Here is a 21,435-nt window from a genome sequence, read left to right as displayed (position 1 = left end):
TCCTGCTGTATTCCATACACCTAGTTGGACTAATGCAGACGTCCGCTCACAATATAGCTGTGCAGCGCCCGGAACACACCGGCACGGTGGAAGGCGTCAAGGATGACCAGAATAACAGGACCCAGTAGAAGACCGAGCATGCCGAACAGCTGCAGGCCGGCGAACATGCCAACAAGCAGGGTAAGCGGGTCCAGCCCGATGCTGCTGGCGAGCACCTTGGGCTCAAGCACCTGGCGGGTCACAAGAATGATCCCGTAGAGTACCAGCAATCCGATGGCCAGAGCCAGGTTGCCGGTCATGTAGGAGTACAGCGCCCAAGGGAGCAATACAACACCGACGCCAAGGTAAGGGACCAAATCAACGATGCCGACCGTCAGACCGATGGCAAAGGCGGAGTCTACACCCAGCAGCAGGAGCCCGATAATGACGATAACCCCGGTAACGGAAATCAGCACTAACTGGGCCCGCAGATAGCCGGACAGCGCTTTGCGCAAATCACTCCAAATCTCAGAGACCGGTCTAAGCAGAGGCGCCGGCAGCAATGAAGTCAATTTTGCATTATGGCGATCCCAGCCGGTGCTGAGGAAAAAGGCGGCTAGCACGATCACAATCAGGATGGTTCCCATGCTTGGCAGCGCGGAAATCAGCTTCAGAATCATATTGAAAAAACCGGTGATCAACTGGGTCATGGCGTGGCCCACGGTTTCGGTAGTCCGGCTGATGTTGCTGTCGATAGTGGCATGATAGTCCGGGTTGTCGTGGTAAAACTGGTTGATTTGGTTAATAATATTCTGAATGCTGGCATTGCGGCCCAGTGACAGCAGCAGCTCGCGCCATTGGTCGGTATGGAGATCTAAGGTCTGCAGCAGCACAATCAGCTCTTTCACCAGCCGGGTAATCAGCGCAGTCAGTACAAGGGCCGTACCTCCGATATAGAACAGCAGCGAGAGCGAGACGGCGAGCCAGCCCGGAAGCTTAAAGCCTTTAAGGATCACCACCAGCGGATGAATGATATAGGCGAGCAGCCAGGCCAAGAGGAGCGGATAGAGCAGCGGAAGCAATACATAGATGGCGAACAGCAGCCCTGCAGCGGCGAGAACGACCCAAAGGCCGCGCAGCACTCTTTTTAACACAAGCGTGTCCATCGTTCATCCCTCCACTATTGCTGCTCCCGCAAGAAAATAACTGCTCGTCTTATGTATATTCATAGATTGATTTTACAGACTATCAAAAGTCATAAAGCACAAAAACAGGGCAGACTCTATAACCTGAAAGCGCAATCATGAAACAGGAAGATCGGAAGTTTTTTTCTATCTCTCCGATAAAATCATTTGATGCGTGTCAAAGCTTCCACGTTGTTCACATAACCGTCAAAATCCGGTATGATTATTAAAGGTTCTACACTGAAAGTTGGTTGCAATCTTTAAGGATGTCTTATCGCCTTCTTTTTATGTTTTTAAACCTTTAAAATGTAAATGTTTTCACGATGTTAGAAATGGCTTTTATACCCTTGTTCGCAAAGGAGAGATATACTATGACAGCTACTAAAGGCCTGGAAGGCATCGTCGCCACGACTTCCTCAATCAGCTCGATTGTGGATGGCGTCCTCACTTACCGCGGATTTGATATTGACGATCTTGCGGAGAATGCCACCTTTGAAGAAACCGCTTATTTGCTGTGGTTTGGCAATCTGCCTACTACGCCTGAGCTGCAGGCTCTGCGACGTGATCTCAGCGCATTTGCACCGATTCCGGAGCAGGTCATTGCACAAATGAAGCTGTATCCCAAAGAAGCGAACACGATGGCTGCCCTGCGCTCCGCCGTATCAAGTCTCGCGCTCTATGATGAAGCGGCGGATGACATGAGCCGTGAAGCGAATGAAATCAAAGCAGTGAAGCTTCAGGCGCAGATTCCGACCATAGTGGCTGCGCTGGCACGTATCCGCAAAGGTCTGGAGCCCATTGCACCCAAAGAAGGCTTGTCCATCGCAGAGAATTTTCTCTATATGCTATGGGGCAAACAGCCGGATGTCGTATCCGTCAAGGCGCTGGATGCTGCACTGGTGCTGCATGCAGACCATGAGCTGAATGCCTCCACATTTGCCGGCCGTGTGACTGTGGCTACTCTCTCCGATATATATTCCGGTGTGACGTCTGCGATTGGTGCCCTTAAGGGTCCGCTGCATGGCGGAGCGAATGAGGCCGTAATGAAGATGCTGGAGGAGATCGGCAGTCTGGATGCAGTGGAGCCCTATATTCGCGGGAAGCTGGAGCGCCGTGAGAAAATTATGGGCTTCGGACACCGTGTCTATAAGAATGGGGATCCGCGTGCCAAACATCTGATGAAGATGTCCCACGAGCTGGGCACCATGAAGAATGACACTACACTCTACGATATGTCCGTCAAGATTGAGGAGCTGATCACCGGGCAGAAGGGACTGAAGCCAAACGTGGATTTCTACTCGGCTTCGGTATACACACAGCTTGGCATTGAGCGGGAGTTGTTCACGCCGATTTTTGCCATCAGCCGCGCTTCGGGATGGACAGCGCATATTCTGGAGCAATATGTAGACAACCGCATCATCCGCCCGCGTGCTGAATACACTGGGATGTCCGAACAGAAATACGTTCCCGTTGACGAGAGATAAAGGCGGCCCTTGCGGGCCGCTCCACCCCTCTAGTAGAATGAATGTACGCAAGTGACTAACCAAACTAAACTAAACTTTTTAGGAGGATTCCCCACAAATGTTGAAACTAGAAAAATACGATCTGCCGACAGAAGGCGAACAAATCACGATTGAAGACGGCAAACTGGTGGTTCCGAATCATCCGATTATTCCTTTTATTGAGGGTGACGGCACTGGCCGCGACATTTGGAAAGCTTCCAAACGGGTGCTTGATGAGGCTGTTGCCAAAGCTTACGGCGGTACAAAAAAAATTGCCTGGTATGAAGTATTTGCCGGCGAAAAGGCCTTCAATACATATGGTGAATGGCTGCCTAATGATACGCTGGAAGCCATTCGTGAATATATTGTAGCTATTAAAGGCCCGCTTACCACTCCAATCGGCGGCGGAATCCGTTCTTTGAATGTGGCGTTGCGCCAGGAACTGGACCTGTATGTATGTTTGCGTCCAGTGCGTTATTTCGATGGCGTGCCTTCACCGGTGAAACATCCGGAGCTGGTGGACATGGTTATTTTCCGTGAGAATACAGAAGACATTTATGCGGGTATCGAGTACCAGGAAGGCTCCGAGGCTGTCAAGAAAGTGATTGAATTCCTGCAGAAGGAAATGGGTGTGAACAAAATCCGCTTCCCGGAAACATCCGGTATCGGCATCAAGCCAGTGTCTTCCGAAGGCTCGAAGCGCCTCGTGCGCGCTGCAGTTGAATATGCGATCAAGCATGGACGGAAGAGCGTAACGCTTGTGCATAAGGGCAATATCATGAAATTTACCGAAGGTGCGTTTAAGAACTGGGGTTACGAAGTGGCTGAGCAGGAGTTCGGCGACCAAGTATTTACCTGGAACCAATATGATGTCATCAAGGAACGTGATGGTGAAGCTGCGGCCAACGCTGCCCAGAAGGAAGCGGAAGCTGCCGGCAAAATCATCATCAAGGATGCCATTGCCGACATCGCTCTGCAGCAGGTATTGACCCGTCCGACCGATTTCGATGTGATTGCTACGCTGAACTTGAACGGCGACTACTTGTCCGACGCGCTTGCTGCTCAAATCGGCGGCATCGGCATCGCTCCGGGAGCGAACATCAACTATTTAACAGGGCATGCTATCTTTGAAGCAACACATGGTACGGCTCCGAAATATGCTGATAAGGACGTTGTGAACCCGGGTTCGGTCATTCTTTCCGGAGTAATGCTGCTGGAGCATTTGGGCTGGCAGGAAGCGGCTGACCTTATCTACAAAGGAATGAGTACCGCGATCAACAACAAAACGGTGACTTATGATTTTGCCCGTCAAATGGAAGGCGCAACAGAGCTGAAATGCTCCGCGTTTGCTGACGAAATTATCAATAATCTGTAGTCTTGTAGGAGGATATCTCTTGGCCATCAAACGTTATAAAATTACAGTCGTGGGTGCCGGCTTCACCGGCGCTACCACGGCGCTTATGCTTGCCCAGAAGGAACTCGGCAACGTGGTGCTGCTGGATATTCCGCAGCTCGAGAACCCGACCAAAGGCAAGGCGCTGGACATGCTGGAAGCCGGCCCTGTGCAGAAGTTCGACAGCCAGATTACGGGAACCTCAAGCTATGAGGATGCAGCGGATTCGGATATCGTGATTATTACGGCAGGCATCGCCCGCAAGCCGGGCATGAGCCGCGATGATCTGGTGAATACCAATGCAGGAATTGTGAAATCGGTCTGCGAAAATGTGAAACGTGTCGCTCCGGAATCCATCGTAATTATATTGAGCAATCCGGTAGATGCGATGACTTATGTGGCTTACAATGCACTGGGCTTCCCCAAAAACCGGGTAATCGGACAATCCGGCGTGCTGGATACGGCCCGCTACTGTACTTTTATCGCCCAAGAGCTTAACGTTTCGGTTGAAGATGTACGCGGCTTTGTGCTGGGTGGACATGGCGATGATATGGTACCGCTCGTACGCTACTCCAGCGTGGGCGGCATTCCGATTGATACGCTGATTTCCGCAGAGCGTATTGCCGAGATTGTACAGCGTACACGAGTCGGCGGCGGCGAGATTGTCAGCCTGCTCGGCAACGGCAGCGCTTATTATGCGCCAGCGGCTTCCTTGGTCCAGATGACTGAAGCGATCCTGAAGGACAAGAAGCGGATTATCCCGGTAATCGCTCTGCTTGAAGGTGAATACGGCTATGATGGGCTGTTCATGGGCATTCCGGCGCTGCTGGGTGCGGACGGTATTGAGAAGGTATATGAACTGGAGCTTACGGCAGAGGAGAAAACGGCTTTGGATAGGTCGGCAGATTCGGTACGTGCCGTTACTTCGTTAGTTACGATCTGAGCATCAGCCTGCGGGAGCCCTCATTTTAGAAATTAAAATGGGGGTTTTCTTTTCTTCTATTTGTTGGTTAGGTATAATTGAAGTGTAACTAAAATCACTGAAAACATTAGAGGAGGTATGTTATGGGTCACTTTTTGTTTTTTCTACATATGATCGGTACATTGGCGCTGGGCTTTTATCTGGTGCTGCCGTTTGTTCTCGGGCGTGTCCAGAAGCTGAGCGTCCCTGCGAGAGAAGGAACGCTTAGTGCAATCGGCGGCTTCAACCGCTTCGCCCAGTACGGTCTGGTCATCCAACTGCTGACTGGCGGCTATATGATGACGAAAGGTGAATATTCGGTGCCATGGATGATCGTGGTTGTTGTTCTGCTGCTTGCGATGTTTGCACTCGGCGGCATCATCAGCAAACCATTGCGTCTTGCCGCAGCCGGCATGCGCGAGAACCGTGACGTATCCGCAGAGACAGGCAAAATCCGTACCTTAAGCCTGCTGCTCATGGTGGCGCTGGTGCTGATGGTGTTTTTCATGGTGTACAACAGTATTATTTAAGACTTCCTTCATAGAAAGACTACAGAAAGCCCGCCTCCGGAATGGCATGGAGAGCGGGCTTTTGGGTGCAGACATTACTTCGGGACAAGTCTATCGGGTACCACCCCGCCATGCCGCCGCCACAGATTGTAGCAGACAACGCTTTACAGCAGTTCGTTCAGGGAGAAAACATGGCTTTTCTCAAATTCAGCAAGGATTCCCGCCGGAAGCAGGCGTTGAAGCTCGAGCCGGGTACACCATTTATAATCCGAATGCTCTACGGACAGATGTACCGCATGGTCTGTGCTCCGGCACAAATAGGTGATAATGACAAGCTGCCTTGCCGGATCGGTTAGAAACGAGGTTGCATACAGCAGATTGCCGACAGTAACCGCAAGTCCGGTCTCCTCATAAATCTCCCTTTCCAGAGCCGCCTCCAGGTCTTCTCCGAATTCTATTTTTCCGCCCGCACATTCCCAGGTGCCCGCTCCGACAGAATCTCTTGCCGCACGCCGAACAAGCAGAATCCGGCCTCCATGTACAATAACTCCTTTGACAGCAACGATGATGCTGCGTGTGTGTTTGACCATATTGCGTGCTCTCCCCTCTGCGCAGAGTCTGCATAAATCTGCAACTCCATTGCTGGATTAGTGCTTTCTCTCTAAAGTATATCGTCTTCCCCGGCAAAAACGACTGACATTTTAGTTTGACCGCGCCCAAGGTGTGGTAAGTAACATAACGTAAAGCAAATGAAGAGATGATCTGCAGGTGCATAAACCAGGCACCCTGAGCCAACCCTAAAACGATGAGTAACCAACAGGTACACAGCGAAAGGAGAATGGATCATGCCAGACAACACGCAAACCAAAAAAACATTACCTCCGCAGGTGCAGGACCGCCAGCCCGGAATTGAAAGTGAAATGAATCCGCTGCCGGAATTCGAGACCTCAGCCTATAAGGCGGCGGGCAAGCTGCTGGGCAAGGCGGCTCTGATTACAGGAGGAGACAGCGGTATTGGCCGGGCGGTTGCCGTTCATTTTGCCAAGGAGGGTGCGGATGTCGTTATTTCCTACCTCAATGAGCATTCCGATGCCGAAGAGACTAAACGTCAGGTGGAGCAAGAGGGGCGGAAGTGCGTTCTGATTGCCGGCGATATCGGCGTGGAGGCGTTCTGCCAGGATCTGATCAATAAGACGGTGGAAGGACTCGGCAAGCTGGATATCCTGATTAATAATGCGGCCGAGCAGCATCCGCAGGAGAAGATTGAGGATATTACCTCTGAGCAGCTGGAGCGGACGTTCCGCACGAATATTTTTTCGATGTTCTATTTGACCAAGGCAGCCATGCCCCACCTGAAAAAAGGGTCCACGATTATCAACACAACTTCGATCACAGCATACCGGGGCAGCCCGCAGCTGCTGGACTATTCGTCCACCAAAGGTGCGATTCTCAGCTTTACCCGTTCGCTGTCGATGAATCTGGCGGACAAAGGCATCCGGGTAAATGCCGTAGCGCCGGGACCGATTTGGACACCGCTTATTCCGTCGACCTTTGACGCGAAGAAAGTCAGTGAATTCGGCGGCACGCAGCCAATGAAACGCCCGGGACAACCGGAGGAACTCGCTCCGGCCTATGTGTATCTGGCTTCCGATGATTCATCTTATGTAAGCGGACAGGTAATGCATGTGAATGGCGGCGAGGTCGTAAACGGCTAAACGCGGTTGCTGATTTCACTGCTATGAATAATTAGAGTCTGGAGCGGACCCTTGGGTTCCGCTCTTTTTGATGCAGGCCTCTTTTAAAGGATGGCTCTTCAAGGAATAATATGTTAGTATATGAAACGTTAAGCGTAATTGAATATGAATTTGTCACTAGGGGTGCCGCAAGGCTGAGACGAACATACCCGTTCGGACCCTTTGAACCTGATCTGGTTTATACCAGCGTAGGGAAGTGGAGAACGAATAACTGCAGTGGGGCTGAATGGCCCGGTATTCCTGTATATATTCCAGACTGCCTCCTTTACGGGGGCGGTCTTTTTTGTGTTTGCCGGTAATGCAAAAGAACAGGAGAAGGTGAACGTGTTGAAAGAGATACATTTGATCTCGGATGGAAGGCAGAATCCGGCGCAGTTTGTTCAGCTGGCTGCGGCTGTGCAATTCATAGTGGATTATATCCATCTCCGGGAAAAGGCAATGTCTGCGCGGGAGCTCATAGCTCTGACGGAGCAGCTGATCATAGCGGGGGTTCCGCCTGCCAAGCTGGTGATCAACGACCGGATAGACGTTGCTCTGGCCGCAGGGGCGGGCGGGGTCCAGTTGGCTTGGCACAGCCTGCCGCCTGCCGTAGCGCGCAGCGTAGCACCGGACCTGCGATTGGGAAGGTCGGTGCATTCCCCGGAGGAGGCGGCTGAATCCGGCCGGCAGGGAGCGGACTTCTGCCTGTTCGGGCATGTGTTTCCCTCGGCCTGCAAGCCGGGGCAGCGGGAACGCGGATTGCAGCAGCTGGCTGAGGCTGTCCGCTGCAGCAGCATTCCGCTGATCGCCATAGGCGGAATTGAGCCGGGCAATGCCGGAAAGGTTCTGGCAACGGGTGCTGCCGGAATTGCCGTAATGTCCGGAATATGCAGTGCAGGAGATCCTGTGGCCGCCGCTACAGCCTACAGATCAGCAGTTCAGGCCGTACCTTAAGTCTGAAGCCATGAATAATGCTCCTGCACCAGTTAAAGGAGGTGAGCAAGCATGAATTTGATCGTGAATGGAAAAGGCGGGGCCTATGAAGAGGGCTGCCGGACTGTAGCTGATCTGCTATGCCGGTCCGAGTGGACCGGGAGACTGGTTATCGTGGAGCTGAACGGTGAGATCGTCGGCAAGGACGTTTACGGAAATACGCTGCTGAGCGAAGGTGACCGCGTAGAGCTGGTCCACTTTGTCGGCGGTGGCTAAAGAGCCAGTGCGTGTTGCCGGATGCAAGAAGCAAGAGGTAAGTGGTATGAGGTAAGTGGCAAGTGGTAGGAAGTAAGACGTAAGACGTAAGACGTAAGACGTAAGAAGCAAGAGTTAAAGGCAAGACGTAAGACGTAAGAGGTAAGAGGTAAGACGTAAGAAGCAAGAGTTAAAGGTAAGACGTAAGACATAAGACGTAAGACATAACAGGTATGATCAAAACTCGGCGTATCAGCAACAGAGGCTCCGCATTTTAGCGGGCCACTATCTCAGGAGGCGATTTTATGCAAGATCCTTTCGTTATCGGCGGAATCCCTTTATCCAGCAGGCTGTTTATCGGAACCGGGAAATACAGCCGCAATACCCTCATTCCCGAAGTGATTGCACGTTCGGGTTCTCAGGTCATTACGGTGGCTCTGCGCCGGGTTGATCCGGAGAGCAACGACAACATTGTTGCGCATATCCCCTCCCATATGACGCTGCTGCCCAATACCTCCGGCGCGCGTACAGCCGAAGAAGCGGTGCGTATTGCCAGACTGGCCAGGGCGGCAGGGCTGGGCAATTGGGTGAAGATCGAGGTCATTAATGATCAGAAATATTTGCTGCCTGATAATATGGAGACAGTTAAAGCCACGGAAATATTGGCTGCAGAGGGTTTCGTTGTACTTCCGTATATGAGTCCCGATCTTTCCGCAGCTATCCGGCTCAAGGCAGCCGGAGCTGCCGCTGTTATGCCGCTGGGTGCGCCCATCGGCTCGAACCGCGGCCTGCAGACCAAGGAGCTGCTGCGGATTCTGATCGCAGAAGTGGATCTTCCGGTGATTGTTGACGCCGGTATTGGCAGACCATCCGAGGCTGCTGAGGCAATGGAAATGGGCGCATCCGCCGTGCTGCTGAACACGGCAATTGCTACTGCGCGTGATCCGCTTCTGATGGCGGAGGCATTCCGTGAGGCGGTAACCGCAGGGCGCAAGGCTTATCTGGCCGGACTGGGGCCGGTGGAGGAGGCGGCAACGGCCACTTCGCCGCTGACCGGCTTTTTGTTCTAGCCAATGGAGAGAAGGAAGGGAGGAAGAGCATGAGCTTTTTTGATACGGTGATTCGGTTAGAGCAGCTTCCTTACGAGACTTTATGGAAGCAGTATACTGCGGTGGATGTGAAGCGGGCGCTACGATTGGAACATCTGGACGAAGACGGGCTGATGGCACTGCTGTCTCCGGCGGCGGAGCCTTACCTGGAGGAAATGGCGCAGAAAGCGCAAAGATTGACACGTACGCACTTCGGGCATGTGATGCAGCTGTTTACGCCGATGTATTTGGCCGATTTTTGCGTGAATCATTGCACTTATTGCAGCTTTAGCTCGATTTATGACTTTACGCGCAAAAAACTGACACTGGAGGAGGTCAGGCAAGAAGCAGAAACCATCGCCGCCACAGGCCTGCGCCACATTCTGATTTTGACCGGCGAATCCCGGAGTGAAAGTCCGGCCGCTTATGTGAGGGAGTGCGTGAAGGTGCTCCGTGACTATTTTTCTTCAGTCAGCATTGAGGTTAATCCGCTCTCTACGGAAGAATACAATGATCTGAGGGTGGCAGGGGTAGACGGTCTTACCTTGTATCAGGAGGTGTACCATCAGGAGACCTATCGAAAGCTGCATGTGAAGGGTCCGAAGAGAGTCTACCGCAACCGTCTGGATGCGCCCGAACGCGGCTGCCGCGCCGGGTTTCGATCCGTGAATATTGGTGCCCTGCTGGGGATGTATGATTGGCGCCAGGAGGCTCTGGCAACGGCCCTGCATGCGAGATACTTGCAGGACAAGTACCCGGAGTGCGAGATCGGCTTGTCGATTCCCCGTTTTCGCCCTTATCTCGGAGAATTCAATCCGGCAAGTGATGTAACCGACCGTGCGCTGGTGCAGATCATACTGGCTTACCGCCTGTTTCTGCCCCGTGCGGGCATTTCATTGTCCACGCGGGAACCGGCAGCTTTGCGCGATCATCTGGTCCATCTCGGCATCACTAAAATGTCCGCAGGAGTATCCACCGAGGTAGGCGGGCATACCCTTGAAGGCGGAACCCCGCAGTTTGAAATATCGGATGGCCGCAAAGTGCATGAAATTACAGAAATGTTGTATGCCAAGGGGCTGCAGCCGGTATTCAAGGACTGGGATATCCTGACAGAGCCGCTCCATTCACCAAAGATTACACCACACCATCAGGTGGACTCCCTGCGTTAATAAATTCGAAGCGATCAAATTGCTGCATTCAATCTGCCGAATCTGCCCCGGGCTCACTGCTCATGCCAGCGGACAGCTCGTCCAGCGACATTTCAAACCCTGGAGCCATATGGGCCAGGAAATAATCCATCTCCGGCAGTTCCAGTATGCGCAGCTTTGTCGCGGTCTGCTCTTTGGCAGCGGCGAACTCGCGGTTGCCTGCAGCGACCTCCCAGACGCATTTCAGGTAGGCGTCCAGCACATCCGCTGCTTTGACATAGCGCAGCAGCCCGGCATCCTCTGAGCCGGGCGGGCTGTCCTGCGGCTGCAGGAGCGGCGTGTAGACCGCGCTTAGCTCCGGCGGAATCATCGCCGCCAGACGTTCGGCGGCGGCCCGCTCCATGTCGCGGAAGCTGGACAGCAGCCGCGGGTTGTTATGTTTCACCGGCGTAGCGATATCGCCGGTGAATACCTCGGAGGCGTCGTGGAACAACGCCATCACCGCAGCCCGGTCGGCATTTAGCGACCGCCCGAAATGAGCGTTGCCGACCGAGCACAGCATATGGGCCAGCAAAGCTACCTGGAATGAATGCTGCGCCACGTTCTCCGGGGCGGTGCTGCGCATCAGGCTCCAGCGCTGAATATATTGAAGGCGATACAAATAGGCTGAAAAATGGTAGTTCAATTTTTAAGTAACCCCTTTCATGAGCCGATTAATATGATATTATAATAACTAATTGTAACAGAGTTTAGACAACCTGGAACTGATGGAGAGGAGTCCTGAATGAAGATGCAGCATTTTGAAGACAGCATTTATAATCTGATCGTAGAGACCTCCACAAATTTACCGGGCGATGTGCGCAGGGCGGTAGCGAAGGGGCGCGCGCTGGAAGACAGGGCGACCCGCTCGGGACTTGCTTTGACCACGATTGCACAGAATATCGGAATGGCTGAGCTTCAGGTATCGCCGATCTGTCAGGATACGGGGATGCCGACGTTTATTATTCATACACCTGTAGGCGTTAATCAGATAGAAATGAAAAAAGATATACACAGCGCCATAGTCCGGGCGACCCAAAACGGCAAGCTGCGTCCCAATTCGGTAGATTCGCTTACCGGCGAAAACAGCGGAGACAATCTGGGCGCCGGGACACCGGTAATCCATTTCGAACAATGGGATGAAGAGGGCGTAGATGTCCGGCTCATCCTGAAGGGCGGCGGCTGCGAGAACAAAAATATCCAATACAGCCTTCCGGCAGAGCTGGAAGGACTGGGCAAAGCTGGCCGTGACCTCGACGGCATCCGCAAATGTATTCTCCATGCCGTCTATCAGGCACAGGGACAGGGCTGCAGCGCGGGCTTCATCGGTGTGGGCATCGGCGGAGACCGCACGACAGGCTATGAGCTGGCCAAGAAGCAGCTGTTCCGTAAGGTGGAGGATATCAACCCGGTAGAGGATCTGGGCAAGCTGGAAGATTATATTATGGAGAATGCCAACAAGCTGGGCATCGGCACGATGGGTTTCGGCGGCGAAGTCACGCTGCTGGGCTGCAAGGTGGGAGTGATGAACCGGCTTCCGGCCAGCTTCTTCGTCTCGGTGGCCTATAATTGCTGGGCCTTCCGCCGCCAGGGCGTGTTGGTTGATCCTGCGACCGGCAAGATCAGGGAATGGCTGTATGAGAGCGGCACGGGGATTTCCGTTGATGATGCTGGAGTACCTTCGCCCGAGCCGGTAGCTGTGCATGCCGCAGGTGCTGCCGGTTCCGGTGTGGTTCCCGAGGATGCCACGATTCCAGGGGCTCCGGCTGTTTTGTCGGCCGCTGAAGCTGCTGAAGGAGCAGGGCAACCTGCAACGGCAGGCGGATCGCGCGAGGTCCGGCTGACGACGCCGATCAGCGAGGAGGACATCCGCAGCCTGCGGGTGGGCGATGTGGTAATCCTGTCCGGGGAAATGCACACCGGCCGCGATGCGCTGCATAAATACCTGATGGACCACGAAACGCCGGTTGATCTGAACGGTGCAGTCATTTATCACTGCGGTCCGGTCATGCTGAAGGATGAGGAAGGCTGGCATGTAAAAGCGGCAGGGCCGACTACAAGCATTCGCGAAGAACCGTACCAAGGGGATATTATTAAGAAATTCGGCATCCGCGCCGTGATCGGCAAAGGCGGAATGGGCCCCAAAACGTTGAAGGCTCTGCAGGAGCATGGCGGCGTATATCTCAACGCTATCGGCGGAGCCGCGCAATATTATGCCGAATGTATCAAGAAGGTCAATGCAGTCGACTTTATGGAATTCGGAATCCCTGAGGCGATGTGGCATTTGCAGGTAGACGGCTTTGCGGCAATCGTAACGATGGATTCGCACGGCAACAGCCTGCATGCTGATGTGGAGAAGGATTCTGCAGCCAAGCTGGCCCAGTTCCGCGAACCTGTGTTCAAATAAGTCATCAGGAAGATAAAGACCAAATAACAGAAGCCAACCTTCATTTTCACTCTGGAGCGAGGCTTCTTTTTTTGCCGATGTTCAGAAGAATTAAGGAGAAAAAACGAAGAAATTTAAATTTCTTGACAACGCATACGTTTGCATGGTAATTTCTTCTAGGAGGAAACCGGTTTCCCGAATTGCAATGCAGTGAGGCAAGTGATGGAATTGCATTTACAGTCTAACACAGGTTTTGTAAACGCTTTTATGAGAGGGAGATGAGAATGAAACGTAAACCATGGCTTATTCCCGTTCTAATCACGTCCATTGTTCTTTCGATCACGATGAATTTATTTGTGGTCCCGCCGTCGCAGGTTGAAGCCGCCAGCATAGGCACCGTTACCGAAAATGATACGATTTATCAGATTATGGTTGACCGCTTTAATGATGGGGATACATCCAATAATGCCACCGGCGCAGCAATCCGTTACGGGGAGAACTCAGAAGAAGATTTCCGTTACATGAAGGGCGGCGACTGGCAGGGGGTTATCGACAAGCTTCCCTATATTCATAACATGGGGTATACGGCAATCTGGATTTCTCCGGTCGCTGAACCACAAATGACGAACCGCGAGAACAACGGCACAGGGAAAAACACGGCCTACCATGGATACAACGTGAAAAACCCCAATGCTGCCAACCCGTATTTCGGGACAAAAGAAAAACTTAAGGAGCTGGTGGACAGCGCCCATGCTCTGGGAATAAAAGTGATTATTGATGTTGTGCCGAATCATATTGGGGACTATATGCTCGGCAGTCAGGCCTATTACGATATCCCGGCATTGCAGCCAGCAGCCCCTTTTAATAATACGTCCTGGTATCATCATAACGGGGATATCAACTGGTCGCTGGCCGACGGAAGATATGATCAGTGGGCTCAGGACTACCTGGAGAATCATGATCTCGGCGGGCTGGATGATATTGATTTCGATGTTCCGGCTGCCAAGCAGGCTGTGTTCAATTCCATCAAGGGCTGGTTTGATTATACAGGGGCAGACGGCGCCCGTGTCGATGCAGCCAAGCTGATGAAACCTACGGACATTGGAGAGCTGCAGAATCTGCTGAACGTCAATACCTTCGGCGAGAACTTTGACGGCAATGCCGAATTTGTCTCCCGCTGGGTGGGTAATAACAAGGAATGGGGAATGCTCGACTTCCCGTTATTTTTCTCCGTGCTGAACAGCTTCGCCTACGGTCAGTCTTTCGAGTCTAATATCAAAAGTACGCTGGCGCTCGATTCCCTTTACAATGGAAATGCTAACCATATGGTCACCTTTATAGATAATCATGACCGCAACCGTTTCCTGACGGAAGCCGGAGGAAACGTCGAGAAGCTGCAAAATGCATTGTCCTTTATTTTCACTGTTCGCGGAACCCCGGTGGTCTTCCAGGGTACAGAGCAGAATAAGGGCAACGGCAACGGCCAGATTATGACCGGCGGAATCGCCGATACCTGGAACCGCTGGTCGATGGTGAAACGGGATGCAAGCGGCAATGTGATTCAGAACTATTTTAATGAAGACGCGAGCACCTTCAAGCATATCGCCAAGCTGAATGAAATCCGCAAAAATAACCCGGCCCTGCGCACCGGCACCCAGCGTGAAATGTGGTCTGCCCAGAACCTGTATGCGTTCTCGCGCCGCATTGACACTGGAGCCAATGTCGGCCAGGAGGTCATCTCTGTATTCAGCAATGCCTCGAACGGTTCGCAGACCATCACTATCCCGCTGCGCGCTGAAAGCACACTGACTGCTGGAACGGTTCTGCTGAACCAGTTCAATACGTCTGACAAAGTGACAGTGCAAGCGGGAGGAGTAACGGGCAAGCAAATCACAGTAACTGTGGGCGCAAATACAGCCAAAGTCTACTCCAAAACACAGCCTGTTTCAGAAAACGAACCTCCGTCTGTGCCAACCAATGTGACAGCGACTGTGCAAAATGCATCCAGTGTACTGGTAAGCTGGACAGCGTCCACGGACAACGTTGGTGTAACCGGATATGAGGTTTACCGCAATGGCGTCAAGGTTGGGACTACTTCTACCCCATCTTATACGGATAACGGGTTAGCGGGTAATACCAGCTATTCTTATACAATAAAAGCTTTTGATGCCGCATCCAATCTGTCGGGATTCAGCTTAGCCGCTCTAGTTGTTACACCTGCGGGGAACAATGTGACGATCTACTATAAGCAGGGCTATACCACACCGTATATCCATTACCGTCCGGCCGGAGGGACCTGGACGACGGCACCTGGCGTAGCCATACCGGCAGCAGAAGTGGCAGGCTACAATAAAATAACGGTCAATATCGGTGCTGCCACCCAGCTTGAGGCCGTCTTCAACAACGGAAGCGGCACATGGGACAGCAACGGCGGCAGCAATTATTTCTTCGGCACCGGCACCTGGACCTATACACCGACCGGAAATATCCAATCCGGCGGACCCGTGACGCCGACAGCTACACCGACGGTGACACCGACTCCAACACCGACAGCCACACCGACGGTGACACCGACTCCAACACCGACAGCCACACCGACGGTGACGCCAACACCAACGCCGACTGCTACAGCAACGCCAACAGCAACGGTGACGCCAACAGCGACACCTGTGGGCAATACGGCGACGATCTATTACAAGAATGCAGCTTTCAGCAATTCCTATATCCATTACAAGCTGGACGGTTCAACGACCTGGACGACTACGCCAGGCGTGCAGATGGAGTCTTCCTCCTATGCGGGTTATAAAGTACTAGAGATTCCGCTGGGCAATGCGGCCGGTCTGACCGCTGCCTTTAATAATGGCAGCGGCACATGGGACAGCAACGGCGGCAACAATTATCACTTTGGCGCGGGGAGCTCGAGTCTGGTGAACGGCAGCCTGTCGGCTGGAGAACCGCAGGCCGACAGCGTGACGTTCCGGGTCAGTGTTCCGGGTACTACGCCTGCAAGCGGACCGGTGTATCTGACCGGCTCCTTTAACAGCTGGAACGCAGCGGACCCTGCTTACCAGCTGACCAAGGGAAGCGACGGCGTATATTCGATTACACTCAGCCTGCCTGCAGGAACTGCTGTGCAGTATAAGCTGACCCGTGGAAGCTGGGCGGCCGTAGAAACCGCCTCAGGCGGTACGGACATCGCCAACCGGACACTGACACCGGCAGGCGGAGCACAGACAGTCACGCTGACCGTGCAGCGCTGGAAGGATCAATAACAGCTGCAATTAAATCTCTGCCACACTAATCGGTTTCCAAATGGATGTTTATAAACAAGGAGCGGCTCCCCGGGAGGCCGCTCCTTGTTTTAAGTTCCACAAACTTTAGCGAAGAACAGATTATGGCTAAGCTAATTCCGGACAATATGTCTTAACGTGGATTCCCGGGCAATAAGCTCCGGTTCCAGCAGAAGCTGCCGTGATCCCGTATTTTTGCTCTGGATAAGATCCATCAGCCATTGGCCGGAGGTTACCCCAAGCTTGAAGGTATCTATATTCAATGAGGTCAGGGGAGGTGTGGTATATCGGGAGAAAGGGTATTCATCAAAAGCAGCCACACCGAGCTGTGCGGGGATTTCAATGTCCAGCTCGCGGGCGGCTCTTAGCACGCCGAAGGCAACATAATTAGTCATACATACGATGCAGTCGGGCCGGTCACTACCCTGCAGAAGCTGCATGGCGGCACGGTAGCCTTCATGCTCGTCGGCTTGCCCATTCACAATGAATCTTTCCGGGGCGGACCTGCCTGCCTGGTTCAAAGCCTTAAGATAGCCGTTTAAGCGGGAAGTGAAGATTCGCTCATGCGGCTCTCCGCCAATGAAAGCGGGCAGGGAGTAACCCTGCTCCAGCAGGTGGCGTGTCAGCATTCTGCCGCCGGCTTCATTATCGAAATCGACCCAGCTGGCCGGATCGTTACTTTCGCCAATGGAGATGTAGGGAAATCCAAGCTGATCGAGCTGCGCGGACAGTTCTTCCGTCAGCACTGAATTGTTGGCGATAATTCCGTCGACGCGCTGATTGTAGACCAGTCTGTTCAGGAAATCTCCCTCTTCATCATTATGCTGCACATTGCAGAGGGTCAGCTCATATTTCAGCGGACCGATCACGCTCTCTATTCCACCTATAATGTTATAGAAGAATTGATTCAGAAATTCGCTTCCTTTGGACATGTCAACCAGCAGCCCCACGGTATTACTGCTCTGCCTGGCAAGTCCGGTGGCGATGCTGCTCGGGGTATAGTTCATTTGCTTCATAATTTCACGGACTCTGCGTTTGGTGTCCTGCGAAATTTTCGGAGAATCGTTCAGTACCTTGGAGACAGTCGACTTGGCGACATTGGCGGCTTTTGCAACATCTGAAATCGTTACTTTCATTAGATTTCCCTCTCGAATTTAACAGGTTTTGTAATGATAATACCATAAATCGGGTGGAGCCTTAATGTTTTACGTCTCTGCTGGCAGCACATGCTGTCCTATTTTTACACTGTGTTGATAATTGCCTGGAGAACTGGTATTTTAGCCAAAATGGAGGTAGGATGTTCTCAATGACATAATGACAAGGAAGAGGATTTTTAGATGAAACCGTTTCGTATCCGGCTTACTTTTATACTGATGACTATGATCGGGATTTCCATGATCGGCGCCGGACTTACCATGGCCCAATTGTTTAAGGACTCCCATATTGCGGCCCTGGAGGAAAACATGTCCCGGGAAATAAAGCTGCTCTCCGGAACACTTCAGTTTGCCGATATGAACAGCTCCGGCGCATTGAATTTCTATACGGAGCAGGCCAAGCATATCTCTAAGCTGACCAATTCCCGGATCACCTTCATTACCAAGGACGGCAAGGTCATCGGCGATTCGGAGAAGGATCCGCTGCAAATGGACAATCACTCCACCCGTGAGGAGGAAGTGCTGGCCGCCAAGGAAGGAATCGGACGGGCGATCCGTTACAGTGATACCCTCGACCGGCAAATGCTGTATGTAGCCGGAGCTGTAGTCTCGGATCGGGGGTTCGACGGTTATATCCGGCTCTCCATGGAGCTAAACGCGGTGACGGAAGGACTCAGCCGGGCTTGGCTGATTATGGCCGGGGGGCTGGTTCTGCTGTTTATTGCGGCAACCCTGGTGAGCTACAAGGTGGCTTCAAGCATGACCTCTCCGCTGGAGCAGATTACGCGAGTGGCCCGGCGTATAACCGACCTGGATTATGATGCCCGAGTGCCGATGAAGCGCAAGGATGAGATCGGTCAGCTTGCTACAGCAATCAATGCCATGGCCGACAGCCTGCAGACCCAGCTGAAGACGATCCGTGATAACGAGGATTTGCTGCAGAGCGTGCTGGACAATATGACCGGCGGCATTGTGATGATCAATGCGGAGGGCGAGATTGCGCTGCTGAACCGGGCATCGGAACGTCTGCTGGACGTGAAGAACAGTGAAATGGCCGGCTATTCCTACAAGGAAATTAAGCATCATTATGAGCTTACCCGATTGATTGACGAGGGAGTTACCCGTAAGGAGGCAATCCACGAGGAACGGAGCATTTATAACCCGGCCGAGCGGATCGTCCGGCTTGACGGTGTGCCGATGATGCAGGATGGCTCTTACCGGGGCATGCTGTTCCTGCTGCAGGAGGTGACGGAAATTCGCCGTCTGGAGAAAATGCGCAGTGAGTTCGTGGCCAACGTCTCACATGAGCTGAAGACACCGGTGGCTGCGGTAAAAGGGTTTGCCGAGACCCTGCTTGGAGGCGGCGTTACGGATGAGAAGACGGCACGTTCTTTCCTGCAGATTATTTATGATGAGAATGAACGGTTGAACCGGTTGATCGGAGATATTCTGGAATTGTCCAAAATCGAATCAAAGCGCGTACAGCTCGAATGCTCTCCTGTCCATTTAATTGAATTTTTTGATTCCGTACTGGGGACGCTCAGCAAAGTGGCAGAAAAGAAAAAAATCAGCCTCAGTGCAAATGTGCCGAACGAGCTGTTCGTGGAGGGTGATGAAGATAAGCTGCGCCAGATCTTTATGAATCTGCTCTCCAATGCAATCAATTACACGCATGATGGGGGAAGTGTGAAAGTAACCGTCGTCAACGGCCATAAGGCGGACGGCACGGAAACGGTTGTCTTTACCGTCAGCGATACCGGCATGGGCATTCCCCGCAAGGATTTGCCGCGGATTTTTGAACGCTTTTACCGGGTGGATAAGGCAAGATCGAGAAGCTCCGGCGGAACCGGCCTCGGATTGTCAATCGTGAAGCATCTGGTGGAGCTGCATCGCGGTTCGATTACGGTGGAGAGTGATCTCGGCATCGGCAGCTCGTTTATTCTGGAATTGCCGCTGCTGCAGGAGCAGGCAGAATAGGAGGAGGCCCGTTTACAGCTGGACATGCTCCCGGCAGTGCGTTTTCAAATTTGCCAGTGGGCCCTTCAAGGTTTACTATGGAATTGAATTCTTTTTAAAAATTCAGAAGTCTTTGAGATTTTACACCGGGTTAACATTCCGGTGATATGATGGGCTTGCGAAGTGATTTGTAAATTTAAAAACATATGAAGACGGGGGAACCTATGGCACAACGATTGCTTGTCATTGAAGACGAACCGACGCTGGCACGGCTGCTGTCCTATAATTTGACGCAGGAAGGTTATGAAGTGACGGTGGAGGATCATGGAACGGCAGGATATGACCGTGCGACTAGAGAACCTTTTGACCTGATCGTACTGGACCTCATGCTTCCGGGAATGAACGGGATTGATATTCTTGATAAACTACGCGGACAAGGCATCCGTACGCCTGTTATCGTGCTGACTGCCAAAAATGCCGAAGAGGATGTAGTTCGCGGCCTGAAATCCGGTGCTGATGATTATATAACCAAACCTTTTGGTGTATCGGAATTGCTTGCCCGGGTCAGCGCAGTACTCCGGCGGATCTCCGGACTTGCCGAAGAAGTCCAGCCGGAAGCTGTAGTATCGGCATCGACGATTATTCTGGGACAGCTGGAAATTTACCCTGAACGGTATGAGGTTTCTCTGGGCGGAGTCAGCATTAATCTGCGGCCGAAGGAATTTGAAGTGCTGCTGTATCTGGCGCGCAAGCCGGGTGTGGTGCTGACGCGCGACGATTTGATGAATGCCGTATGGGGCTTTGATTATATCGGCGGACAGCGGACGGTGGATGTCCACGTCAGCTCACTGCGCAAGAAACTGGAGCTTGATCCGGAATCAGTCCATATTGATTCGATTCGCGGTGTAGGTTACAAACTGGTAGTTAGCAAGAAAAGAGCGCCTGTCATTTGAAATGACGGTGTTCTTTTTTTAAAATATACAAAGAAATGAAATAATAAGATCATCGGCATTTCGTGAAAACGGGACGATTGTTACCGATTTTACACTGCGTTAACAATTCTCTTCAACTCTATTTACACTGAAAGCTTATCATGGGGAACGAAGATGATGAGAAGGAGACGCAAAAACTAATGAAATCCATCATTGACATAGAGAAACTTGATCTCTACTATGAGTCTTTTCATGCACTGAAGGCTGTGGATCTGCAGATTCCGGAGAAACAGGTGACAGCTTTTATCGGTCCCTCCGGCTGTGGTAAATCCACATTACTGCGCACACTAAACCGTATGAACGACATGATTCCCGGAACACGTATTGAAGGTAAAGTGAACATCAGCGGCAAAAATATTTACAGCGACGAGGTTGAGGTGGAGAGCCTGCGCAAGCAGGTCGGCATGGTATTCCAGCAGCCCAATCCATTTCCCAAGTCGATCTACGACAACGTGGCCTACGGCCCCCGTCTGCATGGCGTCCGCGCCAAAGCGGAGCTGGATGAACTCGTAGAACAAAGTCTGCGGCAATCCGCGCTTTGGGAGGAAGTTAAGGATTTTCTGAAAAAATCTGCACTTAGCCTGTCCGGTGGACAGCAGCAGCGTCTTTGCATTGCCAGAGCGCTTGCGGTACAACCGGATATTCTGCTGATGGATGAGGCAACCTCCGCGCTTGACCCGGTATCCACACTAAAGATTGAGGAACTGGTACAGGAGCTGCGCGATAAGTACACCATTGTTATGGTCACACATAATATGCATCAGGCGGCCCGGGTATCGGGCAAAACCGTGTTTTTCCTGAACGGTGTAATTGTAGAGGCTGCGGATACGGAACTGTTGTTCTCCAATCCAAAGGACTCCCGCACAGAAGACTATATATCCGGCCGCTTCGGCTAACCCCCCGCAGGGACCCGTTACTGGAAATGACAAGCTG

General features: G+C 52.4%; 18 protein-coding genes and 1 riboswitch. Of the genes, 14 read left to right on the top strand and 4 right to left on the bottom strand.

Translation table 11 applies throughout. The annotated features are described in order from the left end of the window. Window positions 1-29: 29 nt before the first annotated feature. Window positions 30-1,145, bottom strand: a complete 1,116-nt coding sequence (gene ytvI, locus ACAN56_RS12610; RefSeq protein ID WP_379143133.1) for a sporulation integral membrane protein YtvI — start codon at window positions 1,143-1,145, stop codon at window positions 30-32. A 389-nt stretch (window positions 1,146-1,534) separates the two neighbouring features. Between ytvI and ACAN56_RS12605 the strand changes: the two genes are divergently transcribed. The 4 genes from ACAN56_RS12605 (at window position 1,535) to ACAN56_RS12590 (ending at window position 5,549) form a co-directional block, all read left to right on the top strand. Next, window positions 1,535-2,647 carry a citrate/2-methylcitrate synthase gene (locus ACAN56_RS12605; RefSeq protein ID WP_038588938.1) on the top strand — a complete coding sequence of 371 codons (1,113 nt, stop codon included), beginning with the start codon at window positions 1,535-1,537 and terminating at the stop codon, window positions 2,645-2,647. 97 nt (window positions 2,648-2,744) lie between these two features. Then, window positions 2,745-4,040 (top strand): NADP-dependent isocitrate dehydrogenase, encoded by a 1,296-nt coding sequence (icd, locus tag ACAN56_RS12600; RefSeq protein ID WP_038588941.1) that lies wholly within the window; start codon window positions 2,745-2,747, stop codon window positions 4,038-4,040. Between the two features lie 19 nt (window positions 4,041-4,059). Beyond that, window positions 4,060-5,001, top strand: coding sequence for a malate dehydrogenase (gene mdh, locus ACAN56_RS12595; RefSeq protein ID WP_379143130.1), 942 nt, complete (start codon window positions 4,060-4,062; stop codon window positions 4,999-5,001). A gap of 122 nt (window positions 5,002-5,123) precedes the next feature. Next, window positions 5,124-5,549 carry a hypothetical protein gene (locus tag ACAN56_RS12590; RefSeq protein ID WP_038588945.1) on the top strand — a complete coding sequence of 142 codons (426 nt, stop codon included), beginning with the start codon at window positions 5,124-5,126 and terminating at the stop codon, window positions 5,547-5,549. A 143-nt stretch (window positions 5,550-5,692) separates the two neighbouring features. Here ACAN56_RS12590 and ACAN56_RS12585 read toward each other — a convergent pair whose 3' ends face one another. Next, window positions 5,693-6,118, bottom strand: a complete 426-nt coding sequence (locus ACAN56_RS12585; RefSeq protein ID WP_038588947.1) for an NUDIX hydrolase — start codon at window positions 6,116-6,118, stop codon at window positions 5,693-5,695. A gap of 255 nt (window positions 6,119-6,373) precedes the next feature. Here ACAN56_RS12585 and ACAN56_RS12580 point away from each other — a divergent pair, with 255 nt between their 5' ends. From ACAN56_RS12580 to thiH, 5 genes are all read left to right on the top strand, one after another. Further along, on the top strand, window positions 6,374-7,243 hold the full coding sequence (locus ACAN56_RS12580; RefSeq protein ID WP_038588950.1) for an SDR family oxidoreductase: 870 nt from the start codon (window positions 6,374-6,376) through the stop codon (window positions 7,241-7,243). Between the two features lie 148 nt (window positions 7,244-7,391). Continuing rightward, window positions 7,392-7,494: riboswitch (TPP riboswitch) on the top strand. Between the two features lie 112 nt (window positions 7,495-7,606). Beyond that, the gene (locus ACAN56_RS12575; protein WP_081966130.1) at window positions 7,607-8,215 is read left to right on the top strand and encodes a thiamine phosphate synthase; all 609 of its coding nucleotides are present in this window, start codon (window positions 7,607-7,609) and stop codon (window positions 8,213-8,215) included. Between the two features lie 51 nt (window positions 8,216-8,266). Next, window positions 8,267-8,470, top strand: coding sequence for a sulfur carrier protein ThiS (gene thiS, locus ACAN56_RS12570; protein ID WP_379143126.1), 204 nt, complete (start codon window positions 8,267-8,269; stop codon window positions 8,468-8,470). A 284-nt stretch (window positions 8,471-8,754) separates the two neighbouring features. After that, window positions 8,755-9,519, top strand: coding sequence for a thiazole synthase (locus ACAN56_RS12565; RefSeq protein WP_379143124.1), 765 nt, complete (start codon window positions 8,755-8,757; stop codon window positions 9,517-9,519). 29 nt (window positions 9,520-9,548) lie between these two features. Further along, a complete protein-coding gene (gene thiH, locus ACAN56_RS12560; RefSeq protein WP_379143122.1) occupies window positions 9,549-10,706 on the top strand; it encodes a 2-iminoacetate synthase ThiH in 1,158 nt (385 codons plus the stop codon). A 28-nt stretch (window positions 10,707-10,734) separates the two neighbouring features. On the opposite strand, the gene yfbR is transcribed toward thiH, so the two are convergent. Further along, window positions 10,735-11,370, bottom strand: a complete 636-nt coding sequence (yfbR, locus tag ACAN56_RS12555; RefSeq protein ID WP_379143120.1) for a 5'-deoxynucleotidase — start codon at window positions 11,368-11,370, stop codon at window positions 10,735-10,737. 105 nt (window positions 11,371-11,475) lie between these two features. Here yfbR and ACAN56_RS12550 point away from each other — a divergent pair, with 105 nt between their 5' ends. Both ACAN56_RS12550 and ACAN56_RS12545 read left to right on the top strand, forming a co-directional pair. Beyond that, a complete protein-coding gene (locus ACAN56_RS12550) occupies window positions 11,476-13,131 on the top strand; it encodes a fumarate hydratase (protein WP_379143246.1) in 1,656 nt (551 codons plus the stop codon). A gap of 263 nt (window positions 13,132-13,394) precedes the next feature. Then, window positions 13,395-16,382 carry an alpha-amylase family glycosyl hydrolase gene (locus ACAN56_RS12545; protein WP_379143118.1) on the top strand — a complete coding sequence of 996 codons (2,988 nt, stop codon included), beginning with the start codon at window positions 13,395-13,397 and terminating at the stop codon, window positions 16,380-16,382. 131 nt (window positions 16,383-16,513) lie between these two features. Here ACAN56_RS12545 and ACAN56_RS12540 read toward each other — a convergent pair whose 3' ends face one another. Next, entirely contained in the window at window positions 16,514-17,536 is a 1,023-nt protein-coding gene (locus ACAN56_RS12540; RefSeq protein WP_038588960.1) for a LacI family DNA-binding transcriptional regulator, read from the bottom strand. Between the two features lie 201 nt (window positions 17,537-17,737). Between ACAN56_RS12540 and pnpS the strand changes: the two genes are divergently transcribed. The 3 genes from pnpS to pstB all read left to right on the top strand — a co-directional run bounded on the left by pnpS (window position 17,738) and on the right by pstB (window position 21,398). Next, window positions 17,738-19,531: a two-component system histidine kinase PnpS gene (pnpS, locus tag ACAN56_RS12535; protein WP_379143115.1), complete on the top strand. Its 1,794-nt coding sequence runs from the start codon at window positions 17,738-17,740 to the stop codon at window positions 19,529-19,531. 203 nt (window positions 19,532-19,734) lie between these two features. Then, window positions 19,735-20,463, top strand: a complete 729-nt coding sequence (locus ACAN56_RS12530; RefSeq protein WP_038588964.1) for a response regulator transcription factor — start codon at window positions 19,735-19,737, stop codon at window positions 20,461-20,463. Window positions 20,464-20,642: 179 nt separating this feature from the next. Then, window positions 20,643-21,398, top strand: a complete 756-nt coding sequence (gene pstB / locus ACAN56_RS12525) for a phosphate ABC transporter ATP-binding protein PstB (RefSeq protein ID WP_038588967.1) — start codon at window positions 20,643-20,645, stop codon at window positions 21,396-21,398. Window positions 21,399-21,435: the final 37 nt, after the last annotated feature.

The sequence above is a fragment of the Paenibacillus paludis genome, assembly GCF_042610515.1.
Taxonomy (GTDB): Bacteria; Bacillota; Bacilli; order Paenibacillales; family Paenibacillaceae; genus Paenibacillus_AQ.
The sequence above is the reverse complement of the archived record's forward strand: the minus strand, read 5'-3'. Positions and strand labels throughout refer to the sequence as shown.

Coding starts and splice junctions, on each gene's coding strand:
- ACAN56_RS12565 (WP_379143124.1), top strand. CDS start 8,755: ATGCAAGATCCTTTCGTTATCGGCGGAATCCCTTTATCCAGCAGGCTG.
- ACAN56_RS12530 (WP_038588964.1), top strand. CDS start 19,735: ATGGCACAACGATTGCTTGTCATTGAAGACGAACCGACGCTGGCACGG.
- ACAN56_RS12545 (WP_379143118.1), top strand. CDS start 13,395: ATGAAACGTAAACCATGGCTTATTCCCGTTCTAATCACGTCCATTGTT.
- ACAN56_RS12580 (WP_038588950.1), top strand. CDS start 6,374: ATGCCAGACAACACGCAAACCAAAAAAACATTACCTCCGCAGGTGCAG.
- ACAN56_RS12590 (WP_038588945.1), top strand. CDS start 5,124: ATGGGTCACTTTTTGTTTTTTCTACATATGATCGGTACATTGGCGCTG.
- thiH (WP_379143122.1), top strand. CDS start 9,549: ATGAGCTTTTTTGATACGGTGATTCGGTTAGAGCAGCTTCCTTACGAG.
- ACAN56_RS12550 (WP_379143246.1), top strand. CDS start 11,476: ATGCAGCATTTTGAAGACAGCATTTATAATCTGATCGTAGAGACCTCC.
- ACAN56_RS12605 (WP_038588938.1), top strand. CDS start 1,535: ATGACAGCTACTAAAGGCCTGGAAGGCATCGTCGCCACGACTTCCTCA.
- ytvI (WP_379143133.1), bottom strand. CDS start 1,145: ATGGACACGCTTGTGTTAAAAAGAGTGCTGCGCGGCCTTTGGGTCGTT.
- ACAN56_RS12585 (WP_038588947.1), bottom strand. CDS start 6,118: ATGGTCAAACACACACGCAGCATCATCGTTGCTGTCAAAGGAGTTATT.
- pstB (WP_038588967.1), top strand. CDS start 20,643: ATGAAATCCATCATTGACATAGAGAAACTTGATCTCTACTATGAGTCT.
- pnpS (WP_379143115.1), top strand. CDS start 17,738: ATGAAACCGTTTCGTATCCGGCTTACTTTTATACTGATGACTATGATC.
- thiS (WP_379143126.1), top strand. CDS start 8,267: ATGAATTTGATCGTGAATGGAAAAGGCGGGGCCTATGAAGAGGGCTGC.
- icd (WP_038588941.1), top strand. CDS start 2,745: ATGTTGAAACTAGAAAAATACGATCTGCCGACAGAAGGCGAACAAATC.
- ACAN56_RS12540 (WP_038588960.1), bottom strand. CDS start 17,536: ATGAAAGTAACGATTTCAGATGTTGCAAAAGCCGCCAATGTCGCCAAG.